The organism is Rothia halotolerans (genome assembly GCF_004136635.1).
Lineage (GTDB): Bacteria > Actinomycetota > Actinomycetes > Actinomycetales > Micrococcaceae > Rothia > Rothia halotolerans.
The window spans coordinates 187,689-209,415 of the sequence record NZ_NOIU01000003.1 but is presented as its reverse complement, the minus strand read 5'-3'; the positions used below and the strand labels follow the sequence as shown (position 1 = coordinate 209,415).

Genomic DNA, 21,727 nt, shown 5'->3' with positions numbered 1-21,727 from the left:
ATCAGCCGCCGGAGATGTCCAGCTCGGCGTCGAGCAGGCCGAGGCGCTCGGCGTCGTCGACGGTGCGGGAGTCCAGCCAGCCCTGGGGCAGGTGCGGGCGCTTGGGCGAGCCGGCGCGGCCCCGCGGGCCCTCGACGGCGGCGCCGGGGTAGGGCAGGCTCAGGTCCAGCTCGCCCAGCAGCTCGCGGAAGGTGGCGAGGTCCGGGACCTGCGCCATCCGGGCGCGCAGCTCCCCGCCCACGGGGTAGCCCTTGAAGTACCAGGCGATGTGCTTGCGGATCTCGCGGACGCCGCGGTGCTCGTCGCCGAAGGTCTCCACCAGCATCTGCGCGTGGCGGTAGATGATCTCGGCCACGCGCGCGACGCCGGGGCGGTAGCGGTCCGGGCGCCCCTCGAAGGCGGCCTGGAGGTCGCCGAACAGCCACGGGCGCCCCTGGCAGCCGCGGCCGATCACGACGCCGTCGACCCCGGTCTGCTCGACCATCCGGGCGGCGTCCTCGGCCGACCAGATGTCCCCGTTGCCCAGCACCGGGACGTCCGGGATCGCCTCGCGCAGCTCGGCGATCGCGTCCCAGTCCGCCTGGCCCGAGTAGTGCTGGGCGGCGGTCCGGCCGTGCAGGGCGATCGCGGCGACCCCGCGGTCCCGGGCGGTCTTGGCGGCGTCGAGGAAGGTGATGTGCTCGTCGTCGATGCCCTTGCGCATCTTGACCGTGACGGGGATGTCTGCCCGGGCGGCCTCGCGCACGGCGGTGCCGACGATGGCGTCGAACAGGTCGGTCTTCCAGGGCAGGGCCGAGCCGCCGCCGTTCTTGGTGACCTTGGGGACGGGGCAGCCGAAGTTGAGATCGATGTGGTCCGCGCGCCCCTCCTCGGCGACCATCCGCACCGCCTTGCCGACGTTCACGGCGTCGACGCCGTAGATCTGGATCGAGCGGATCCGCTCGTCCTCGTCGTGGTCGATGATGCGCAGCGACTCGGGACGGCGCTCGACCAGGGCGCGGGCGGTGACCATCTCGGTCACGTAGAGCCCTCCCCCGTACTCGCGGCAGAGCCTGCGGAACGCCTTGTTGGTCACGCCGGCCATCGGGGCCAGGACCACCGGCACGTCGACCGTGAGGGGGCCGAGGCGCAGAGGCGGCAGGGTCAGCTGGGCGGGGGTCGTGGTCGTCACCGGGCGATTGTCTCACACGCCGGCGCGGCGGGCGCGGGGGTCGTGGCCGATCTCACCGGGGCGGGCGCCGTCCGGCGGCGCGGGCTCGCTCGGCGGCGCGGGGCCGTTCCTCCGCGCGGGAGCCGCTCGCCTGCGCGGGGCTCACCCCTCCAGGTCCGCCACCGCCGCCTCCCAGCGGCGGCGCAGCTCCCCCTCGTCCGCGGCGACCCGCCTCAGGTCCACGGCCGGCTCGCGGCGGGAGCGGGCGGGACCCGCCGCGAGCAGCCCCTCGCTCCTCCACAGCGACGCGGCCTCCGCCCCGTGCCCGGGGATCGTGCCCGCGGCGTTGACCACCCGCCACCAGGCGACGTTGGAGCCCCAGAGCGAGAGCACCCGGCCGACCACGCGCGGGCTCTCCCCGCAGATCCGCCCGAGCGTACCGTAGGTGGCAGCCCGGCCCTGCGGGACGCACTCGACGGCGCGCAGCACCCGCTCGATCCTCACGTCCTCCACGCCGGACGGCCCTCCCCTCGCCGATGCCTCTCAGGTCCTCAGAACCGTAGCAGGACCTTGCAGGAGTCCTCGGCGCGGCGGGCGAGCTCGAAGGCCTCGGGGGCGTCGTCGAGGTCCAGCACGTGCGAGACGATCGGGCCGGTGCGCAGCGAGCCGTCCGCGAGCGCGGTCAGCGCCTCGTCGATCTCGTCGTTGAAGCGCAGGCAGCCCACCATCTCCAGCTCGCGGGCGATCGCGATCGAGAGGTCCACCGGCTGCTGGCCCGGGGGCAGCAGGCCCACCATGAGCACGCGGCCGCCGCGCACGGCGCCGCGGATCGCGGTGTCCGTCCCCTGCCAGCTGCCGCTGGACTCGAAGACGACGTCGGCCTGCACCTCCGCTGCCGCGGCGGCATCGGGCCGGTGCAGCGTCTGGTCCGCGCCGAGCTGGCGGGCGCGCTCCAGGGCGCTGGCGTGGAGGTCGGCGGCGGTGATGCGCGCGGCGCCGGCGCGCGCGGCCGCGGCGATGATCAGCGCGCCGATCGGCCCGCAGCCGATCACCATGACCTCCTTCCCGCGCAGGTCCCCGGCCCTGGACACCGCGTGCAGCGCGACGCCGGCCGGCTCGGCCAGCGCGGCGTCCCGCAGGCTCAGTCCCTCAGGCAGGGGGCGGAGCATCCGCGCGTCCAGCACGGCCAGGCGGCTGAAGGCGCCCTCGGTGTGGGGGTCGTGCGCCGCGGAGCCGAGGTAGGTGGCGCGCGGGGAGAGGTTCGGGCTGCCGGCGGGGTACCGGGTCACGCCGTCGTCGCCCGGGGTGGCAGGGTGGACCGCGACCGGGGTCCCGGCGGCGGGCCCGGAGCCGTCCGCAGCGGCCTCCTCGACGGTGCCGACGACCTCGTGCCCCAGCACCATCGGGTGCCTCAGGATCGAGGCCCCCGCCGCGCCGTGCATCCAGTAGTGCAGGTCGCTCCCGCAGACGCCGCCGTAGGCGACGCGGATCAGCGCCTGGTCCGGCCGGCGCGGCGGCAGCTCGATCTCCGCGAGCTCGAGCCGCTGCCCGCCCTCCTCGGGGACCACCCTCAGGGCCCGGGTGGTCACAGGGCTCTCCGGGTTCTCAGACGACACTGGTCATCCCTCCGTCCACGTACAGGGTCTGGCCGGTGATGAAGTCGCTCGCGGAGCTGGCCAGGAACACCACGGCGCCGGAGAGGTCCTCGAGCTGCCCCCAGCGCCCGGCGGGCGTGCGGGAGGCGACCCACGCGCTGAACTCCTCGTCCTCGACCAGCGGCTGGGTCAGCTCGGTCGCGAAGTAGCCGGGGGCGATCGCGTTGACCTGCACGCCGTGCGGGCTCAGGTCCGCGCACAGCCCCTGGGACAGCATCACGACGCCGCCCTTGGTCGCGCAGTAGGGGGCGATGCCTGGCCGGGCCAGGCGGGACTGGACCGAGCCGATCGTGATGATCTTCCCCGAGCCCCGCTCCGTCATCCCGCCGGAGACCGCCCGGGAGAGCAGGAAGGCGCTGGTGAGGTTGGTGGCGAGCAGCTGCTCCCAGTCCTCCATCGCGAACTGCCCGATCGGCGCCCGCTTCTGCATCCCGGCGTTGTTGACCAGGATGTCCGGGGTGCCCCAGCGCTCCTCGAGCTCGGCGATGCCCGCACCCACCTCCCCCTCGTCGGTGACGTCGAAGGCGAGGCCGAGCGTCGTCGCGCCCGTCTCCTCCGCGATCTGCTGCGCCGCGGCCTGCGCGGTCTCGGGGCTGCGGCCGTGGACGACGACGCGCGCGCCCGCCTCGGCGAGCGCCGTGGCCAGGCCGCGGCCGATGCCCCGGCTTGATCCGGTGACCAGCGCGGTGCGCCCGGTCAGGTCGAATGTCGGCATATCTAGTGCTGTCCTTCCTCTGGGGATGGTTTCTGTGTCGGCCAGCCCCGCACCCGCTCGGGGCGGGCGCGGGGCGGGGCCGGTCTGCGGTGCGCTCTGCTCCGGATCCCTCAGGCCTCCCGCTCCGGATCCTCGATGGCGATGGACACCGCGGCCCCGGTGACCTGGTACCCGTCCGCCGTGGTGACGACCGGGACGGAGGCGGTCCGGGCGTCCTCGACCATCAGCAGATCGCGCCCCTTCGACTCCGGGACCCTGAAGGTCGTGATCAGGGTGATGAGGCCCAGGATGAGGGTGTAGACGGCCAGCGGGACCCACGAGCCGTCGAAGATCTTGAGCAGGGTCGAGCCGACGACGCCGGCCAGCCCGCCCGCCAGCACCGCGGAGATCTCCCGGGACATCGCGACCCCGATGTACCGGCTGCGGTTGCCGAACAGCTCGGGCAGCATGGAGCACTGCGGGCCGAGCATGGTGTTCACGGCGACGCCGATGCCGAACGCGATGACGGCCAGCGTCACCCCCGTGTTCCCCCAGGAGAGGAGCCACCAGGCGGGGAAGGCGTAGCACACCATGATCAGCGCGCCCGCCCGGTACACCGGGACGCGGCCCAGGCGGTCGGAGAGCGCGCCGGTCAGGGGCACGGAGAAGAGGCCGATCATGGAGCCGATGGCCACGGCCAGGGAGCCGACCCAGGGGTCCTGCATCACGGTCTTGGTCGCGTAGGCCACCGCCATGCCCTGGAAGAGGTAGGAGCCGCCGTTCTCGGCCATGCGCAGCCCGACCCCCTTGAGGACCAGGATCCCGGAGCCGCTGAAGAGCTCGCGCAGGGGCTGGCGCGGGACCTCGTCCTGGGCCTCCAGCTCCGCGAAGGTCGGGGTCTCGTGCAGCTTGGCCCGGATGTACACGGCGATGACGATCAGCAGGAAGCTCGCCAGGAACGGCACCCGCCACGCCCAGCCGAGCAGGGTCTCCTCGGGCAGGGTGCCCAGGTAGACGAAGACGCCGGCCGCCAGCAGGGTGCCGCCCTGGATGCCGATGAACGGCAGGGCCGCGAAGAAGCCGCGGCGCCTCACCGGGGCCACCTCGCTCATCAGCACCGTGGCGCCGGCCTGCTCGGCGCCGGCGCCGAATCCCTGGGCCAGCCTCATCAGGAGCAGCAGCAGGGGCGCCAGCAAGCCCACCTGCTCGTAGGTGGGCAGCGCCCCGATCAGCGTCGAGGCCCCGCCCATCAGCAGGATGGTGATGACCAGCACGGCCTTGCGACCGATCCGGTCCCCCATCGCGCCGAAGAACAGCCCGCCGAGGGGTCGGGCCAGGAAGCCGACGCCGTAGATCGCGAAGCTCGAGATGAGCGCCGTCGCCGGGTCGAGGTCAGGGAAGAACAGGCGCGAGAAGATCAGCGCCGAGGCCAGCCCGTAGAGGGCGAAGTCGTAGTACTCCAGTGCGCTGCCGATGCTGGAGGCCAGGGTCGCTCTCTTGAGCTGCCTGGCGCGTTCCGCCTCTGCGCGGTTCTCCGTTTCCATGGGCCTATCTCCTTTGATACCTGAACCCCATATCCCCACCTGATGACGGGTGTCACAGTGGCGACAGGCTCAAGCTAACACAGGAGTGAACATCATTCAACGTGCTGAACATATGAGGGGTTCCTCGTTCTCAGCGGAGGGGTTCCTCGTCCTCATCGGGAGACCAGCGGATTGCTCAGCGCCTCCACCAGGACTCGGAGGGCCTCCCCCACCTCCTCGACGCGGTCGGGGGTGGCCTCGGTCGCCATGATCGAGGCGCCCACCGAGAGCGGGGCGTCCGCCGGGTTCCAGGGCGGCAGCCGGACGGCGACGCCCACGATCCCCGGATGCACGCCCTCCTGATCCAGCGCGTAGCCGCGCGCCCGGGTGCGATGCAGGGCCGCCAGGAGGGTCGGCAGATCCGTCACCGAGTGGGGCGTGAGCCGGGGGAAGGCTGCCGCGGAGGCGAACCTCCGCTCCACCTCCTCGTCCCCGAGGCCGGCCAGCAGGGCATGCCCCACCGCCGTCGAGGAGGCCGGGAAGCGGGAGCCGATCCCGGCGGAGAAGCGGTAGGGCACCCGGCCCTCATGGCGGGCGAGGTAGATGACGTCGGAGCCCTCCAGCAGCGCTATCTGGACGACCTCGCGCTCCAGCGCCTCGGAGTCCCGGCACAGGTCGTAGAAGGCCCGCAGCTGGTCGAAGCCGGACAGGTAGGAGCCCGCCAGCTCCAGCACGGCGCGGCCGAGCCGGTATCCGCCCCCGCCGCGCACGATCAGCCCCGTCTCCTCGAGGGCCGCGCACACCGAGAGCGTGGAGGACTTGGCGGCGCCCAGGTCCGCCGCCAGCTCCGCGAGCGGGATCTCCCGGCCGGGCGCCGCCTCCAGCAGGCGCAGCAGCCGGGCCGCCCTGACCACGGCGGGGGCGCCCCTGCCGGGCCCGCCCCTGGCCTCGGCGGCGAGGGCCTCTTCGCTTCTCTCCGGATCAGTAGAACTCAACGGTGTCCACCACGTTCTCCATAGGGCCCCCGGCCATGAACGCCTTCAGGTTGCGGATGAACAGCTCCGTGATGCGGCGCTGCTCGTGCTCGCTCTGGGCCGCCGTGTGCGGGCTGATGAGGGCGCGGGGGTGCTCCCAGAGGGGGCTCTGCTCGGGCAGCGGCTCCCGGGCTGTGACGTCCAGGGCGGCGAAGCCCACCCGTCCCTCGTCCAGCGCCTCCACCAGCGCCGGCTCGTCGATGACGCTTCCCCGGCCCACGTTGACGACGACGACGCCGGGGGCGCACGCCGCGAGGAGCCTGGCATCCAGGAGCCCCTCCGTGGCCTCGGTGCCGGGCAGGGTCACCACGACGGCGTCGACCTCCCCGATGACGTCCTCGAGCTCGTCGAGGGAGACGACGCGGTCCACTGACTCCACCGGCCGGCCGCTGCGGGAGGTGCCCCACACGGTGGCCCCGAGCGTGCCGAACTTCCGGGCCGCGGTGCGCCCGATGCCCCCCAGGCCCAGGATGAGGACCGTCATCTCGGAGAGCTGTCCCATGAACCAGCGCTCCCGGGGCCAGTGCCTCTCCCGCTGGTCCGCGGCCAGGCGCAGCAGGTTCTTCGCCCCGGCCAGCACGCCGAACAGGGCGAACTCCGCCAGCGGCTCCCCGTGCACTCCCGCCGAGGTGGTGAACCGGACCCGCTCGAGCTCCTCGCCCGTCAGGCCGGCGGCCTTGACCTGGGCCCCGCCGCCGGCGGCCATGGTCTGCACCCAGCGCAGGCGCCCGTTGGCCCGGACGGTGCGCCGCAGCGCGTCGGGGTCCACGTCGGGGATCCCGTAGAGCACGTCCGCCGTGTCCACCATCTCTTCGAACTCGCGCTGCTCCCGCTCCGAGCGGGTGAACTCCGGGTCGCCGGCGTGGTCGGCGGGGAAGCGCATCGGCGGGTACAGCTCCTGGCGGCGCACCACCTCGGCACCTGGGACGGCGGAGGCGATCGAGGCGCACAGCTCCTCCGGCAGCGGGGAGGCGACGACGACCCGCACCGGCCGGTCCTCCCCCTCCCCCGGATCCGATCCCCGCACCGTGCTCTCTGCGTTACCCTCCGGCACCATGGCTTCAGCTCCTTCGTCGTTTTGCTCTCTACGAGCGGTGATGCGCCCAGTCTAGACGCCATTCAGCATATTGAATATGATTCAGCCAGCATCCGATATCGGCGGTGCGGGGCGGCACGTCCCTCGGGCCGGTCCGGAAAGCACCATCAGCACGCGGGAGAGGACCGACGATGAACTCTGAGAAGACCGCCCGGCCCCGGGCGAAGACCGACGCCGAGGATGGCCCCCGAATCGGGGTCATCGGGCTGGGCAACATGGGCGCGCCGATGGCCTCCCGGCTCCTCGGGGCCTTCCCCCGGTCCGTGGCGGTGACGGCGCGCCGCCCCGAGCAGGCGCGCCCGCTGGTGGATGCGGGAGCGAGCTGGGCCGGCACCCCGCGGGAGCTCGGCGAGCAGTGCGACGTCGTGCTCTCGGTCCTGCCGGACCTCCCCCAGCTCGAGGCGGCCCTGGACGGCGAGGACGGGATCCTCGCCGGCGCCCGGGGCCGCGACCTCCTCCTCGTGATCTGCTCGACCTCCTCCCCGGTCGGGGTCGGAGAGCTCGCGGAGCGCCTGGGCGAGAGCGAGGAGGGCAGGGTCCGGGTCGTCGACGCGCCGGTCTCCGGCGGGGTCGAGGGCGCCGAGGCGGGCACCCTCTCGATCATGGTCGGCGGCGCCGAGGAGGACGTGGAGCGGGCCGAGCCCGTGCTCCGGGCCTGCGGGACCCCCAAGCACCTGGGCCCGCTCGGCTCGGGGCAGGTCGCCAAGGCGTGCAACCAGCTGGTGGTGGGCGCGACGGCGATGGCCCTCGGCGAGGCGGCGGCGCTCGCCTCGCGCAGCGGGCTCGACGTCGCCCGCCTCTTCGACCTGCTCTCCCGGGGCTACGCCGACAGCCGGGTGCTGCGGACCCGGGGCGTGGCGATGGCCGCGGAGGACTACCGGCCCGGCGGCCTCGCGGCCTACATGGTCAAGGACCTCAGGTTCGGGGCCGACGTCGCCGGGGCCGCCGCCGTCAACCCGGCGCTGCTGCCCGTGCTCCTGGAGTCCTACGAGGAGCTGGTCGGCCGGGGGCTCGGCGACCAGGACCTCAGCGTGACCCGGCGGTACGTCGAGGAGCGCTGAGCACGCCGGGCCGCCGTGCGGGAGGACCGGACGATCCGGGCGACGCCGGGCCCGAGGCCCCGGCGTCGCCCGGTCGTCTCCTCCCACCGACGGCGTCGGCTCACGCCGCGGCGGGGCCCTCCTCGGCCACCACCAGGGTCTCCTCCTCCACGCCGGCGGTCCCGCGGTGCACGAGCGCCTCGGCGATCCGGGCGAGCGCCTCCATCGAGTCGTCGACCTCGATCACGATCGGGTACTGGTGCACCAGCAGCGCGATGAGCTGCTGCAGCGCGTCCGAGGCGCCCTGGGCGTCGACGTCGTAGCCCAGCAGGACCTCCGTGGCCTCGTCGTCCGCGACCTCCCGGTCCGGGGCGTCCGCGTCCAGGGGACGGTAGCTGACGGCGAAGGCGGCGATGGGGGCCCGCCGCTCCTCCCGCTCGGCCCGCACCACGTCCTCGCGGAGCACCACGGCGCCGTACGCCTCGGCCTCGTCCGAGAGGAAGAGCCGGTTGACCTGCCCCAGCGACTGCTCGGCCGGCGGATCCCAGTCGTGGACCCGGCGGTAGAAGTCCCACAGGACCCGGGTCAGCTCCAGGGATCCGGTCGCGAGGTCCTCCACCGCCTGGGTCGTCCGTCCCGCCTCGTCCTCGCGCAGCGGCCGGGGCGGCAGCGCGCCGGCCTCGATGCGGACCATGCGTGTGCGCTGGATCGAGGTGAGCCCCGCCCACTGCGCGAAGCCCGCCCCGGAGGAGCCCGGGACCACCTTGCTGCGCAGGGCGGAGACGCCGCTGGGGGTCTGCGCGGCGGCCTCGCGCAGGGCGGCGAGGATCATCCCGCCCAGGCCGCGCCGGCGGTGGTCGGGGGCCACCTCGACGTAGGCCCACAGGCGACAGGAGTGCAGGCTCGTCTCGTACGCCGTCCCCGCCGCGACCGGCACGCCGTGGTGCTCCACCACGAAGGTGCGCTGCCAGTGGCTCGCGGGCTCCTCCCCCAGCTTGGCGCGGAAGACGGAGGCGTGGACGTTCTCGGCATCGGGCCACAGCTGCATCAGCTGCAGGTCGTCGCCCTCCCGCCAGGGCCGGAGCTGGTACTCGTTCATGCTCTCCGCCATCCGACTAGCCGATCAGCTTCCCGGCGAGGTACGCCTTGACCTGGTCCAGGCTCACCCGCTCCTGCGCCATGGTGTCCCGCTCGCGGATCGTCACGGCCTGGTCCTCGAGGGTATCGAAGTCCACGGTGATGCAGAACGGCGTCCCGATCTCGTCCTGGCGGCGGTAGCGGCGGCCGATGGCCCCGGCGGTGTCGTAGTCGACGTTCCAGGCCGTGCGCAGCTCGGCGGCGAGCCTCTCCGCGACCGGGGTCAGCTCGGGCTTCTTGGACAGCGGCAGCACAGCGGCCTTGACCGGCGCGAGGCGCGGGTCCAGCTTCAGCACGGTCCGCACGTCGACGCCGCCCTTGGTGTTGGGCGCCTCGTCCTCGGTGTAGGCGTCCACCAGGAACGCCATCATGGAGCGGGTCAGGCCGAAGGAGGGCTCGATGACGTACGGGACGTAGCGCTCCCCGCTCGCCTGGTCGAAGTACTCCAGGCGGGTGTTCGAGTTCTCGTTGTGCACGCCGAGGTCGTAGTCGGTCCGGTTGGCCACGCCCATCAGCTCGCCCCACTCGCTGCCCGGGAAGCCGAAGCGGTACTCGAGGTCGATGGTCCCGGCCGAGTAGTGCGCGCGCTCGTCCTCGGGGACGTCGAGCCTGCGCATGTGGTCCGGGTCGATGCCCAGGTCCACGAACCAGTTCCAGCAGTCCTCGACCCAGCGGTCGAAGGCGGCGGGAGCGTCCTCGGGGTGCACGAAGTACTCGATCTCCATCTGCTCGAACTCGCGGGTGCGGAAGATGAAGTTGCCCGGGGTGATCTCGTTACGGAAGGCCTTGCCGATCTGGCCGATGCCGAAGGGCGGGCGCTTGCGCGAGGCGGTCACCACGTTGTTGAAGTTCACGAAGATGCCCTGGGCCGTCTCGGGCCGCAGGAAGTGCAGGCCCTCCTCGTTGTCCACCGCGCCCAGGTAGGTCTTCATGAGGCCAGAGAAGTTCTGCGGCTCGGTCCAGTTGCCGGGCTGGCCGGTCTCGGGGTCGCGGATGTCCGCCAGGCCGTTGGCCGGCGGGTGGCCGTGCTTGGCCTCGTAGGCCTCCAGCAGGTGATCGGCGCGGTAGCGCTTGTGTGTGTGCAGCGACTCGACCAGCGGGTCCGTGAAGGTCTCCACGTGCCCGGAGGCCTCCCAGACGGCCTTGGGCAGGATGATGGAGGAGTCGAGGCCCACCATGTCCTCGCGGGAGCGGACGAAGTTCTGCCACCACAGCTGACGGATGTTCTCCTTCAGCTCGGCGCCGAGGGGACCGTAGTCCCACGCGGAGCGCGAGCCTCCGTAGATCTCGCCGGCCTGGAAGACGAATCCGCGGCGCTTGGCCAGCGTGATGACGTTGTCCAGCGTGGACTTGGGTGCCATATGTCTGCTCACTCCATGATTGACGCGATGTGCCACGCGCGGTGGCGGGGGTGGTGATCTCCGGACAAGCCTACCGGGTCGGTGCGGATAGACTGGCCACGATGAGCGATCAGCACAGAGATACCGTTGAAATCCGCGACGAGTCCATCCGCCTCGGCCAGCTGCTGAAACTGGCGGGACTGGTCGAGGACGGCGCCCAGGCCCGGGAGGTCGTGGCCGAGGGCTACGTGACCGTCAACGGCGAGACCGTGACCCAGCGGGGGCGGCAGGTCCGCCCCGGCGACGTCGTGGGCTTCGCCGGGGCCGTCCTCGAGGTGGTCTCGGCCGGCTGAGGCCGGTGTGGCCGCCTCCGGGCGGCGCGGCCCGGCCTCAGCGCAGCACGTGCCGCAGGAACTCGCCCACGTGCTTGATCTCCTGGTTGCTGACGCCGTGGCCCATGCCCGCGTAGAGGACCTTGGTCACGTCGGTGTTCTCCCGCAGCCAGTCCAGCGTGTGCGCCACGGCCTGCTCGGGGACCACCGGATCCGCCTGGTCCCGGCCGTAGAAGACCGGGAGGCGGGGCTGCCGGGCCGCCAGGGCGGCGTCGTCGGCCCATCCCTGGATCGGGGCGGTCACGAAGCCCGAGAGCCCGACGAGGGCGCGGGCCAGCTCCGGACGGCGCCGCGCCACGGAGGCGGCCACCGCCATCCCCTGGGAGAAGCCGAGCAGGGCGACGTCCGCATACTCCCCCGCCTCGCCCTCGATCCAGGCGATCACCGCCTCGGTGGCGCTGCGGACTCCCTCCTCGGAGTAGGAGACCTCGGCCGGCAGGCCGGTCAGGCCGAACCACTCGAAGCCGACCCCGCCGGGCATGGCCCCGGGGGCGCGCAGCGAGGCGTAGGTGAACCCCTCCTCCGGCAGGGCGGGCAGCAGGCCCATGAGGTCCCCCTCGTGGGAGCCGTAGCCGTGCAGCATGACCACCAGGTGGGTGCCCGGCCTCTGCTCCTCCGGGCGCGAGTACTCAACGACGAACTTCTGATCCATGGGATCCATGCTACGAGCCCGGCGCGGCCCGGGCCGAGCCGGGCTCCGCACTGTGGACGCGCCGGGGTGCAGGCTGCGGGCACCAGGGCACAGCAGGGAACGGGGCGAGGCGGGGTCCCGCGTGGCGGGCGGACCGCTCACGCGATGCGGATCCCAGCGTCCCTCCCGCAGGTCTAGAGCCCCGGGACGCCCTCCCGCAGGAACTTGCTCAGCTGCGAGGTCTCCAGCAGGAAGCCGTCGTGGCCGTTGGGCGAGCTGATCATCCGCACCTCGACCGGCGCGGGCAGGGCCTCGGCGAGCGCCTCGGACTCCTTCGGGTAGAACAGCCGGTCCGAGTCGACCGCGATGACGGTCCAGCCGCAGGTCGTCCGGGCCAGGGTTTCGCGCAGGGTGCCCCGCCCGCGGGCGACGTCGTGACTCATGAGGGCCTCGTTGACCACGAGGTAGGAGTTCGCGTCGAACCGGCCGGCGAGCTTCGAGGCCTGGTGGTCCAGGTAGCTCTCCACGCGGTACCGCCCGCGGCGGGCGGCCAGCGGCCCCGCCGTGTCCTCCTCGCCCTGGGGATGGCGGCCGAAGCGATAGTGCAGCTCGGTGTCCGAGCGGTAGGTGATGTGCGCGATGCGGCGGGCGAGGCCGAGCCCGTCCACGGGGAAGGTCCCCGAGTAGTAGTCGCCGCCCGCGTAGTGCGGGTCCTGCCGGATCGCCAGCGACTGGGTCTGCCCCCAGGCCAGCTGCTCCGCCGTGGCCGCGGGGCCGGAGGCCACCACCGCGCAGTTGCGCACGCGCTCGGGATAGGTCACGGCCCACTCGGCCGCCCGGCCGCCGCCCATGGACCCGCCCAGCACCAGGAACCACTCCTGGATGCCCAGCGCGTCGGCCAGCCGCGCCTCGGCGTGCACGGAGTCGCGGATCGTCACCAACGGGAAGCGCGAGCCCCAGGGGCGGCACTGCGGATCCGCCGAGGAGGGAGCCGGCGTCGAGGGTCCCGTGGAGCCGTAGCAGCCGCCCACGATGTTGGGGCAGACCACGAAGTACCTGTCGGTGTCGATCGCGGCGCCGGGGCCGATGAGCCCCTCCCACCAACCGGGGGCCTCGGCGGCCTCGCGGGTCAGCTCGGGCGCGTCCTCCCCCGCGAAGCCGTGGGCCACGTGGGTGTCCCCGGTCAGCGCGTGCATCACCAGCACGGCGTTGCCGCCGTCCTCGGCCAGCCGCCCCCACGTCTCGTAGGCCAGGGTGACCTCGGGCAGCACGGCGCCCGACTCGAGCTCCAGGTCGCCGACCTGCTGGAACTGCACCACCCCGTCCTGCCTGCCCGTGCGGCGGTCGGTCCCGGTGCCCGTGATCGTCACTCGTTCGCTCTGCTTCCCTACTCGGCGGCCGTCGCGGCGGAGGCCCGGCGCGCGGCGAGCGCCCGGAACCCCTGCTCGAGGTCGGCCAGGATGTCGTCGATGTGCTCCAGCCCCACCGAGAGCCGGACGAACCCGGGGGCGACGCCGGCCGCCCGCAGCTCCTCCTCGGAGAGCTGCGAGTGGGTCGTCGAGGCCGGGTGGATCACCAGCGAGTGGACGTCGCCGATGTTGGCGACGTTGGAGTGCAGCTGCAGGGAGTCGGCGAAGGACCTCGCCTCCGGCGCCCCGCCCTCGATCTCGAAACCGACCACGGCCCCCACGCCCTTCGGCGCGTACTTCAGGCCGCGCTGGTACCACGGCGAGGACTCCGCCCCGGCGTAGTGCACCCGGGTCACCTCCGGCCGCTCCTCGAGCCAGGCCGCGACCTTCCGGGCGTTCTCCACGTGCCGCTCCACGCGCAGCGAGAGCGTCTCGATCCCTACGGAGATGTTGAAGGCGTTGGTCGGGGAGATCGCCGGCCCGAGGTCGCGCAGCAGGGTGACCCGCGCCCGCAGGATGTAGGAGAGGTTCACGCCGAAGGCGCCCTCGGCCCCCAGGTCCTCCGCGAAGACCAGGCCGTGGTAGCTCGGGTCCGGGGTGGTGAACTGCGGGAACCGGTCCGGGTGCGCACCGTAGTCGAAGGTCCCGGCGTCGACGATCGCGCCGCCGACGCTGTTGCCGTGCCCGCCCAGGTACTTGGTGGCGGAGTGCACGACGACGTCGGCGCCCCACTCGATGGGCCGCACCAGGTACGGCGTCGGCACGGTGTTGTCCACGATGAGCGGCACCCCGGCCTCGTGGGCGATCTCGGCCAGCGGCTCGATGTCCAGGACGTCGCTGCGCGGGTTCGGCACGGTCTCGCCGAAGAAGGCCTTGGTGTTGGGCCGGACCGCCGCGCGCCAGGCCTCGGGATCGTCGAAGTCCTCCACGAAGGTCGTCTCGACCCCGTAGTTGGCCAGGGTGTACCGCAGCAGGTTGTAGGTGCCCCCGTACAGGCTGGGACTGGCGACGACGTGCCCTCCGGCCTGCGCCACGTTGAGGATGGCCAGCGTGATCGCCGCCTGCCCGGAGGCCACCAGCAGGGCCCCGACGCCGCCCTCCAGCGCCGCGATCCGGTTCTCCACGACCTCCTGGGTCGGGTTGGTCAGCCGCGAGTAGATCGGGCCCAGCTCCCGCAGGCCGAAGCGGTCGGCGGCCTGCTCGGCGTCACGGAAGACGTACGACGTCGTCTGGTAGATCGGCAGCGCCCGGGCGCCGGTCGCGGCGTCGGGCTCCTGCCCGGCGTGGATCTGGCGGGTCTCGAATCTCCAGCCCTGCGGCTGGGACGGGGTCGGCAGGGTGTCCTCGGTGGTCATGCGTCGCTCCTTCTCGTCTCGAGGGGGCGAGGCGACCCGGCGGCGCACCGGCCGGAGGCGCCCGTTCGACCCGGAACCCTCTGGTTCACCGGGGAGTGGGGAGCCGCGCCCGCGTGACAGCCGGGCACACCGCGCCCGCGCTTGCCGGATGCGGTGTTCGCCTCCGGCCAGGTCCTCACCCAGGGCACCCCACCGCGGTTGGAGGGTTGCCGACCAGCTAGCTGGGGCTTGTCGCTGGTTCTCTTGACCTGGGAACATTTTGGCCCGTGCGGCCGCCGCGGTCAAGGCGGGCCGCCCCGTGACGGGACCGCGGCGCTGCCGCGCGCCGGCGGACGCGTACACTGTCCTTTCGGGTTCCGCCCCTCGCACCGGGGCGCCGGGAATCCCCCATCCGCGTTACCCCGAAGGATCCGCATGGCTTCTCCGACCGTGTCCGACACCGACCTCCAGCCGCTGTCCCGCGGGCTGTCCCTCCGGCACATCCTGTTCATCGCCCTGGGCTCGGCCATCGGCACGGGTTTGTTCCTCGGGTCGGCGTCGGCGATCGAGTTCGCCGGCCCCTCGGTGCTGCTGGCCTACGTGGTCGGCGGCGCGGCGGTCTTCATGGTGATGCGGGCGATGGGCGAGATGGCGCTCGCGCACCCGGTCTCCGGGGCCTTCTCCGAGTACGCGACCCGTTACCTGGGCCCCTGGGCGGGCTTCGTCACCGGCTGGTCCTACGCCTTCGAGATGGCGCTGGTCGCGATCGCCGACGTGACCGCCGTCGCCGTGTACATGAAGTTCTGGTTCCCGGGCTCCCCCAGCTGGATCTGGGTGGCCTCGGTGGTGCTGGTCATCCTGGCGATCAACCTCTCCAAGGTGAAGCTGTTCGGCGAGATGGAGTTCTGGTTCACCGTCGTGAAGGTCACCGCGATCGCGGCCATGATCGTCGGCGGGATCGCGCTGCTGGTCTTCGGCGTCCGGCTCGACGCCGAGGCGGCCCCCTCGGTGGCCAACCTGTGGGAGGACGGCGGCTTCTTCCCCAACGGCCTGTCCGGCTTCCTCGCCTGCTTCACGGTGGTGATGTTCGCCTTCGGGGGCATCGAGACCATCGGCATCACCGCCGGCGAGGCGGAGAACCCCCGGGCCTCGATCCCCAAGGCCATCAACACCGTCCCCGTGCGCATCCTGCTGTTCTACGTGCTCACCATGGCGGTGATCATGTCGCTCTCCCCCTGGTCGGGCATCAGCTCGGGCAACTCGCCCTTCGTGCAGATCTTCGACGGGCTGGGCATCCCGGCGGCCGCCCACATCCTCAACGTCGTGGTGCTCACGGCCGCGGTCTCCGCGATCAACGCCGACGTCTACGGCGCCGGGCGCATGCTCTACGGCCTCGCCCGGCGCGGGCTGGCCCCGGCGTCGTTCACCCGGGTCTCCTCCCGCGGCATCCCGTGGATGACGGTGGCGTGCATGGGCGTGGTGCTGGTGGCGGGCGTGCTGCTCAACTACTTCTTCGAGGACGCGTTCCTGGTGGTCGCCTCCCTGGCCACCTTCGCGACCGTCCTGGTGTGGATCATGATCCTGGTCACCCACCTGGCGTTCCGGCGGCAGCGGGCGCGGGAGGGCGCCGGCCCCACCGAGTTCCCGACGCCGCTGGGCGCCGCGGGCTCGTGGATCGCGCTGGCCTTCATGCTCGGCGTCCTGGTCCTGCTGGGGTTCTTCGAGGACACCCGGCTGGCGCTGATCGTGGGCGCGGTGTGGTGCGCAGTGCTCGCGGCGCTCTACCTCGCCCTGCGGCCGGCCCGCCGTAGAGTGGAGGGATGACTCCTTCCGCTGACTCAGCATCCCCCTGGAACGACGCCGCCCGGGCTCCCTCGACGCGGCGGGAGCCGGTCGAACGCCGGCTGCACGGCGAGGTCTTCACCGACGACTACGAGTGGCTGCGCGCCAAGGACGACCCTCAGGTCATCGCCCAGCTGGAGGCCGAGAACCGCTACGCCGAGGCCGTCACCGAGCCGCTGGCCGACCTGCGCGAGGCGATCTTCGGCGAGATCAGGTCCCGCACGCGTGAGACCGACCTCTCGGTGCCGGTCCGCAAGGGCGACTGGTGGTACTTCCGCCGCACGGCGGAGGGCCGGGACTACCCCGTCTTCTGCCGCGTCCCCGCCCGGACCACCGGGGAGACCGAGCGGGACTGGACCCCGCCCGAGGTCCCCGCGGACGAGGCGCTGGAGGACGAGCAGGTCCTCCTGGACGCCAACGCCCTCGCCGAGGGCCTGCCCTTCTTCTCCCTCGGCGCCTTCCAGGTCACCCGCGACGGCCGCTACCTGACCTACGCGGTGGACGACGCCGGGGACGAGCGCTACACCCAGTACGTCCGGGACCTCGAGACCGGCGAGCTGCTCCCGGACCGGCTCGAGGACGTCTTCGCCGGCGGCTTCCTGACCCCCGACGCCGGCCACCTGATCTACACGCTGGTGGACGCCTCCTGGCGCCCCTACGAGGTGCGGGCCCACCGCATCGGCTCGGACGGGGAGGACCGCGTCCTGGCCCGGGAGGAGGACCCGACGCTGTGGCTCGGCGTCGGCCTGAGCTCGGACGAGTCCCACCTGGTGCTCGACGCCGGCTGCTCGGAGTTCAACGAGGCCCGCCTCCTGCCCCTGGAGGGCCTGGCCGAGGACCGCGCCGAGGAGGCCTGGACCGTGATCGGCCGCCAGGAGCGGGTCCTCTACGAGGCGGAGCCGGTGCTGCTGGGCAGTACCCGCCACCTCCTGGTCAGCCACGACCACGGGGCGCCCAACGGCCAGCTGACGCTGGTCCCGCTCGAGGAGGCGCGGCAGGCCGCGGGGATCGGGGAGCTGGAGCGGGCCGGCACCGTGCTGCTGGGGCCCAGCGAGACCAGGCGGCTGCACGGCGTCGGGCTCACCGCCACCCACCTGGTGCTGGACCTGCGGGAGGACACCCTGCCCAAGGCCGCCTTCCTGCCGCTGGCCGGCCTCGAGGCGGCCCTGGAGGGGAAGCCGCTGCCCGAGGCTGTGGAGCCTGCCTTCGAGGAGGAGCTGTACTCGGCCGGCGTCGGGGCGTTCTCGGTCCACTCCCCCGTCGTAGGGCTGAGCTACACCTCCTTCGTCACGCCCTCGCGCCGCTACGACTACTTCCCGGCAACCGGCGCCCTGCGCCTGCGTAAGGAGACCCCGGTGCTCGGCGGGTACGACCCGGCGCGCTACACCGCCCGCCGCGAGTGGGCGCTCGCCGAGGACGGGACGCGGATCCCGGTCTCGGTGGTCCACCGCGCGGACCTGGACCCCGACGCCGCCCACCCCGTGCTGCAGTACGGCTACGGCTCCTACGAGATCAGCATGGACCCCGGCTTCTCGATCTCCCGGCTGAGCCTGCTGGACCGCGGCGTCGTTTTCGCGATCGCCCACGTGCGCGGAGGCGGCGAGCTGGGGCGCCGCTGGTACACCGACGGCAAGAAGCTGCGGAAGCTGAACACCTTCACCGACTTCGTGGCGGTCACCGACCACCTCGCCGCCCAGCCCTGGGCCGACGCCGCCCGGATCGCGGCGACCGGCGGCTCCGCGGGCGGGCTGCTGATGGGGGCGGTGGCCAACATGGCGCCCGATAAGTACTGCGGGATCCTCGCCGTCGTGCCCTTCGTGGACCCGGTGACCTCCGTGTCCGACCCGGATCTGCCGCTCTCCGCGCTGGAGTGGGAGGAGTGGGGCAATCCGCTCGAGGACCCGGAGGCCTACGCGTACATGATGGGCTACTCGCCGTACGAGAACGTCCGCGCCCTGCCCTACCCGCCGATCGCGGCCGTGACGAGCCTGAACGACACGCGGGTGCTGTACGTCGAGCCGGCCAAGTGGGTGCCGCGGCTGCGGTCCCTGAGCGCCTCCTCCGCGCCGGTGCTGCTGCGCACCGAGATGGAGGGCGGGCACGGCGGCGGCTCGGGGCGGTACACGCAGTGGCGTGACACGGCCTGGGAGTACGCCTTCCTGCTGGCCTGCCTCGGCGTGGTCGAGTAGCGGGACCGGGCGGGCGGGCGGCACGCCGTCGGCCGAGGAGCCCGCAGCGCAGAGACGGCCCGGGGCGGGAAGGCATCGCCCCGCAGAGACGGCCCGGGGCGGGAAGGCGCACCGCCTCCCCGCCCCGGGCCGTCCGCTCGGCGGCCGGAGGGCCTAGCCCTCCACGCCGAGCTTCTGCAGGATCAGCTCGCGCACGCGGCCGGCGTCGGCCTGGCCGCGGGTGGCCTTCATGACCTGGCCGACGACGGCGCCGGCGGCCTGGACCTTGCCCCCGCGGATCTTCTCCGCGACGTCGGGCATCGCGGCCAGGGCCTCGTCGACAGCGGTCGAGAGCGCTCCCTCGTCGGAGACGACCGCCAAGCCGCGCTTCTCCACGACCTCGGCCGGGGTCCCCTCGTCGTCGAGCACGTGCTCGAGGACCTGGCGGGCGATCTTGTCGTTGATCTCCCCCTTCTCGATCAGCTGGTTCAGCTCGACCACCGTGGCCGGGGTGACGCCGAGCTCGCCCGGCTCCACCTCGCGCTGCTTCGCCAGGCGGGAGATCTCACCCATCCACCACTTGCGCGCGACCGCCGCCGAGGCGCCGGTGGCGATGGTCTCCTCGATCTGGTCCATCACGCCGGCGTTGACGACGTCGCGGAACTCCTCCTCGGAGTAGCCCCACTCGGCCTTGAGCCGACGACGCCGCTCGGCCGGGGGCTCCGGCAGCTCGGCGCGCAGCCGCTCGATCCACTCGGCGTCGGTGACCACGGGGACGAGGTCCGGCTCGGGGAAGTAGCGGTAGTCGTCGGCGTCGGACTTCGGGCGGCCCGAGGTGGTCTCCCGGGTGTCCTCGTGCCAGTGCCGGGTCTCCTGGACGATCGGCGCGCCCGAGTCCAGCACCGCCGCGTGACGGCAGATCTCGTAACGCACGGCGCGCTCGACCGAGCGCATCGAGTTCACATTCTTGGTCTCCGTGCGGGTGCCCAGCGTGTCCGCGCCCTTGGGCATCAGCGAGACGTTGGCGTCGCAGCGGACGTTGCCCCGCTCCATGCGGGCGTCGGAGATCCCCAGGTTCTTCACGATCTCGCGGATCGCCGCGACGTAGGCGCGCGCCAGCTCCGGGGCCCGCTCACCCGCCCCGCGTATGGGGCGGGTGACGATCTCGATCAGCGGCACGCCCGCCCGGTTGTAGTCGACCAGCGAGTAGGAGGCGCCCTGGATGCGCCCGGCCCCGCCCATGTGGCTGAGCTTGCCGGCGTCCTCCTCCATGTGCGCCCGCTCGATGTCCACCGTGAACACGGTGCCGTCCTCGAGCTCGACGTCGAGCGATCCGTTCTCCGCGATCGGCTTGTCGTACTGCGAGGTCTGGAAGTTCTTGGGCGTGTCCGGGTAGAAGTAGTTCTTCCGCGAGAACTCGCTGACCGGCGCGATCTCGCAGCCCAGGGCGAGTCCCAGCTTGATGGCGGACTCCACCGCGGTGCGGTTGACCATGGGCAGGACGCCCGGCAGGCCCAGGGAGACCGGGGTGGTGTTGGTGTTGGGCACGTCCCCGAAGGCGTTGGGGGCGGCGTCGAACATCTTGGTCCTGGTGTTCAGCTCGACGTGCACCTCGAAGCCGAGCACGGGGTCGTACTTGGCGAGGGCCTCGTCGAAGGAGAGGGTCTCGTCGCTCACTTGGCGGCTCCTTCGGTGCGTGCGGAGATGAGGGATTCGGTCGAGGGCAGGCGGTCCAGCAGGGGCCCGCCCCACTCGGCCTCCAGCGCCGCCTCCAGACCGGCCGCGGCGCGGTACAGGCGGGCGTCCTCGCGGACGGGCGCGACGAACTGGACGCCCACCGGCAGCCCGTTCTCCGGCGCCAGGCCGCCCGGGACGGAGATCGCCGGGACGCCGGCCAGGTTCACGGGGATGGTGGCGATGTCGTTGAGGTACATCGCCAGCGGGTCCTCGACCTTCTCCCCCACCGGGAACGCGGTGGTCGGCGAGGTGGGCGAGACCAGCACGTCCACCTGGCCGAAGGCTTGCTCGAAGTCGCGCATGACCAGCGTGCGCACCTTCTGGGCCGCGCCGTAGTACTGGTCGTAGTAGCCCGCCGAGAGGGCGTAGGTGCCCAGGATGATGCGGCGCTTGGCCTCGGGGTTGAAACCGGCGGCGCGCGTGGCCGCCATGACCCGCTCGATGGTCACCGGGCCGTCCTCGGGCAGCGTGCGGGAGCCGAAGCGGACGCCGTCGTACTTGGCCAGGTTGGAGGAGACCTCCGAGGACATGATGAGGTAGTACGCGCCCAGCGAGTACCTGAGGTTGGGCAGGGAGACCTCGAGGACCTCGGCGCCGGCGGCGCGCAGGGCCTCGAGCGACTCCCGGAAGCGCTGGGAGACGCCGGCCTGGATGCCCTCGGCGTCGAGGAGCTCCTTCACGACGCCGACCCGCATCCCGCGCAGCCCGCCCTCGGCGGCACCCTCGGCGGCCTGGGCCGCGTAGGGCCCGACGGGGTCCTTCAGGGAGGTGGCGTCGCGGGGGTCGTGGCCGCCCAGGACCTCGTGCAGCAGCGCGGCGTCGCGCACCGTGCGGGCGTGCGGGCCGATCTGGTCCAGGGAGGAGGCCATCGCGATGGCCCCGTACCGGGAGACGGAGCCGTAGGTGGGGTGGACGCCGACCGAGCCGGTCACGGCCGCGGGCTGGCGGATCGAGCCGCCGGTGTCGCTGCCCAGCGCCAGCGGGGCCTGGAAGGCGGCCACGGCCGCCGCGGAGCCACCGCCCGAGCCGCCGGGGATCCGGTCCAGGTCCCAGGGGTTGCGGGTCGCGCCGAAGGCCGAGTGCTCGGTGGACGAGCCCATGGCGAACTCGTCGAGGTTGGTCTTGCCCAGGATCGGCATGCGGGCCTCGCGGAGCTTGGCGACGACGGTCGCGTCGTACGGGCTCAGCCAGCCCTCCAGCATGCGGGAGGCGGCGGTGGTGGGCATGCCGCGGGTGACGATGTTGTCCTTCACCGCGACCGGCACGCCGGCCAGGGGGTGCAGATCGTCCCCGGCGGCCCGGGAGGCGTCGACGCCACGGGCGGTGGCCAGGGCCTCCTCCTGCGCGACGTGCAGGAAGGAGTTGAGGCCGCTCGTGCCGCGGGAGCGGTCAGCGGCGTCGAGGGCCTCGCCCTCGGTCGAGGCGATGTGCTCCAGGTGCGCCCGGGTCAGCTCCTCGGAGGAGACCTCGCCGGCGGCGAGCTTCGCGGCCGCCGCGGCGGCGGACAGCTGGACGAGTTCGTTGCGACTCACGGTCATCTGCTCC

Annotated in this window: 18 protein-coding genes and 1 riboswitch; of the genes, 4 read left to right on the top strand and 14 right to left on the bottom strand. The window is 72.8% G+C overall.

Annotated elements, in window-relative coordinates; translation table 11 throughout:
* Position 1: 1 nt before the first annotated feature.
* The 7 genes from dusB to EWV39_RS10695 all read right to left on the bottom strand — a co-directional run bounded on the left by dusB (position 2) and on the right by EWV39_RS10695 (position 7,113).
* A complete protein-coding gene (gene dusB / locus EWV39_RS10725) occupies positions 2 to 1,171 on the bottom strand; it encodes a tRNA dihydrouridine synthase DusB (RefSeq protein WP_129659791.1) in 1,170 nt (389 codons plus the stop codon).
* Between the two features lie 141 nt (positions 1,172 to 1,312).
* Positions 1,313 to 1,654, bottom strand: a complete 342-nt coding sequence (locus EWV39_RS10720; protein ID WP_238148295.1) for an MGMT family protein — start codon at positions 1,652 to 1,654, stop codon at positions 1,313 to 1,315.
* Between the two features lie 47 nt (positions 1,655 to 1,701).
* On the bottom strand, positions 1,702 to 2,739 hold the full coding sequence (locus EWV39_RS10715) for a zinc-binding dehydrogenase (protein ID WP_129659785.1): 1,038 nt from the start codon (positions 2,737 to 2,739) through the stop codon (positions 1,702 to 1,704).
* 16 nt (positions 2,740 to 2,755) lie between these two features.
* On the bottom strand, positions 2,756 to 3,520 hold the full coding sequence (locus EWV39_RS10710; protein WP_129659782.1) for a glucose 1-dehydrogenase: 765 nt from the start codon (positions 3,518 to 3,520) through the stop codon (positions 2,756 to 2,758).
* A gap of 110 nt (positions 3,521 to 3,630) precedes the next feature.
* Positions 3,631 to 5,043 carry an MFS transporter gene (locus EWV39_RS10705; RefSeq protein WP_129659779.1) on the bottom strand — a complete coding sequence of 471 codons (1,413 nt, stop codon included), beginning with the start codon at positions 5,041 to 5,043 and terminating at the stop codon, positions 3,631 to 3,633.
* Positions 5,044 to 5,195: 152 nt separating this feature from the next.
* Complete coding sequence (locus tag EWV39_RS10700) at positions 5,196 to 6,017, bottom strand: IclR family transcriptional regulator (protein WP_202864925.1); 822 nt, start codon at positions 6,015 to 6,017, stop codon at positions 5,196 to 5,198.
* Positions 6,004 to 7,113 (bottom strand): D-2-hydroxyacid dehydrogenase, encoded by a 1,110-nt coding sequence (locus tag EWV39_RS10695; RefSeq protein ID WP_129659777.1) that lies wholly within the window; start codon positions 7,111 to 7,113, stop codon positions 6,004 to 6,006. Before EWV39_RS10695 ends, EWV39_RS10700 begins: the two co-directional genes overlap by 14 nt.
* A gap of 170 nt (positions 7,114 to 7,283) precedes the next feature.
* Here EWV39_RS10695 and EWV39_RS10690 point away from each other — a divergent pair, with 170 nt between their 5' ends.
* Complete coding sequence (locus EWV39_RS10690) at positions 7,284 to 8,213, top strand: NAD(P)-dependent oxidoreductase (protein WP_129659774.1); 930 nt, start codon at positions 7,284 to 7,286, stop codon at positions 8,211 to 8,213.
* 100 nt (positions 8,214 to 8,313) lie between these two features.
* Here the strand turns inward: EWV39_RS10690 and EWV39_RS10685 are convergent, their stop codons facing one another.
* Together EWV39_RS10685 and EWV39_RS10680 are read right to left on the bottom strand one after the other, a co-directional pair.
* Positions 8,314 to 9,291 (bottom strand): GNAT family N-acetyltransferase, encoded by a 978-nt coding sequence (locus EWV39_RS10685; protein WP_238148294.1) that lies wholly within the window; start codon positions 9,289 to 9,291, stop codon positions 8,314 to 8,316.
* Positions 9,292 to 9,307: 16 nt separating this feature from the next.
* Positions 9,308 to 10,690, bottom strand: a complete 1,383-nt coding sequence (locus EWV39_RS10680; RefSeq protein WP_129659768.1) for a glycine--tRNA ligase — start codon at positions 10,688 to 10,690, stop codon at positions 9,308 to 9,310.
* A gap of 101 nt (positions 10,691 to 10,791) precedes the next feature.
* Here EWV39_RS10680 and EWV39_RS10675 point away from each other — a divergent pair, with 101 nt between their 5' ends.
* A complete protein-coding gene (locus EWV39_RS10675; protein ID WP_129659765.1) occupies positions 10,792 to 11,022 on the top strand; it encodes an RNA-binding S4 domain-containing protein in 231 nt (76 codons plus the stop codon).
* A 37-nt stretch (positions 11,023 to 11,059) separates the two neighbouring features.
* Here EWV39_RS10675 and EWV39_RS10670 read toward each other — a convergent pair whose 3' ends face one another.
* From EWV39_RS10670 to EWV39_RS10660, 3 genes are all read right to left on the bottom strand, one after another.
* A complete protein-coding gene (locus tag EWV39_RS10670) occupies positions 11,060 to 11,713 on the bottom strand; it encodes an alpha/beta hydrolase (protein WP_129659762.1) in 654 nt (217 codons plus the stop codon).
* 173 nt (positions 11,714 to 11,886) lie between these two features.
* Entirely contained in the window at positions 11,887 to 13,062 is a 1,176-nt protein-coding gene (gene metX / locus EWV39_RS10665) for a homoserine O-acetyltransferase MetX (RefSeq protein WP_129659759.1), read from the bottom strand.
* 17 nt (positions 13,063 to 13,079) lie between these two features.
* On the bottom strand, positions 13,080 to 14,456 hold the full coding sequence (locus tag EWV39_RS10660) for a bifunctional o-acetylhomoserine/o-acetylserine sulfhydrylase (RefSeq protein WP_129659756.1): 1,377 nt from the start codon (positions 14,454 to 14,456) through the stop codon (positions 13,080 to 13,082).
* A gap of 132 nt (positions 14,457 to 14,588) precedes the next feature.
* A riboswitch (SAM riboswitch) is annotated at positions 14,589 to 14,705 on the bottom strand.
* A gap of 165 nt (positions 14,706 to 14,870) precedes the next feature.
* Here EWV39_RS10660 and EWV39_RS10655 point away from each other — a divergent pair.
* Together EWV39_RS10655 and EWV39_RS10650 are read left to right on the top strand one after the other, a co-directional pair.
* Positions 14,871 to 16,259 (top strand): amino acid permease, encoded by a 1,389-nt coding sequence (locus EWV39_RS10655; RefSeq protein ID WP_129659753.1) that lies wholly within the window; start codon positions 14,871 to 14,873, stop codon positions 16,257 to 16,259.
* A complete protein-coding gene (locus tag EWV39_RS10650) occupies positions 16,256 to 18,466 on the top strand; it encodes a S9 family peptidase (RefSeq protein WP_129659750.1) in 2,211 nt (736 codons plus the stop codon). Before EWV39_RS10655 ends, EWV39_RS10650 begins: the two co-directional genes overlap by 4 nt.
* Positions 18,467 to 18,619: 153 nt before the next feature.
* Here the strand turns inward: EWV39_RS10650 and gatB are convergent, their stop codons facing one another.
* Positions 18,620 to 20,122, bottom strand: coding sequence for an Asp-tRNA(Asn)/Glu-tRNA(Gln) amidotransferase subunit GatB (gatB, locus tag EWV39_RS10645; protein ID WP_129659747.1), 1,503 nt, complete (start codon positions 20,120 to 20,122; stop codon positions 18,620 to 18,622).
* Positions 20,119 to 21,720: an Asp-tRNA(Asn)/Glu-tRNA(Gln) amidotransferase subunit GatA gene (gatA, locus tag EWV39_RS10640; RefSeq protein ID WP_129659744.1), complete on the bottom strand. Its 1,602-nt coding sequence runs from the start codon at positions 21,718 to 21,720 to the stop codon at positions 20,119 to 20,121. The genes gatB and gatA overlap by 4 nt, the downstream gene beginning before the upstream one ends.
* Positions 21,721 to 21,727: the final 7 nt, after the last annotated feature.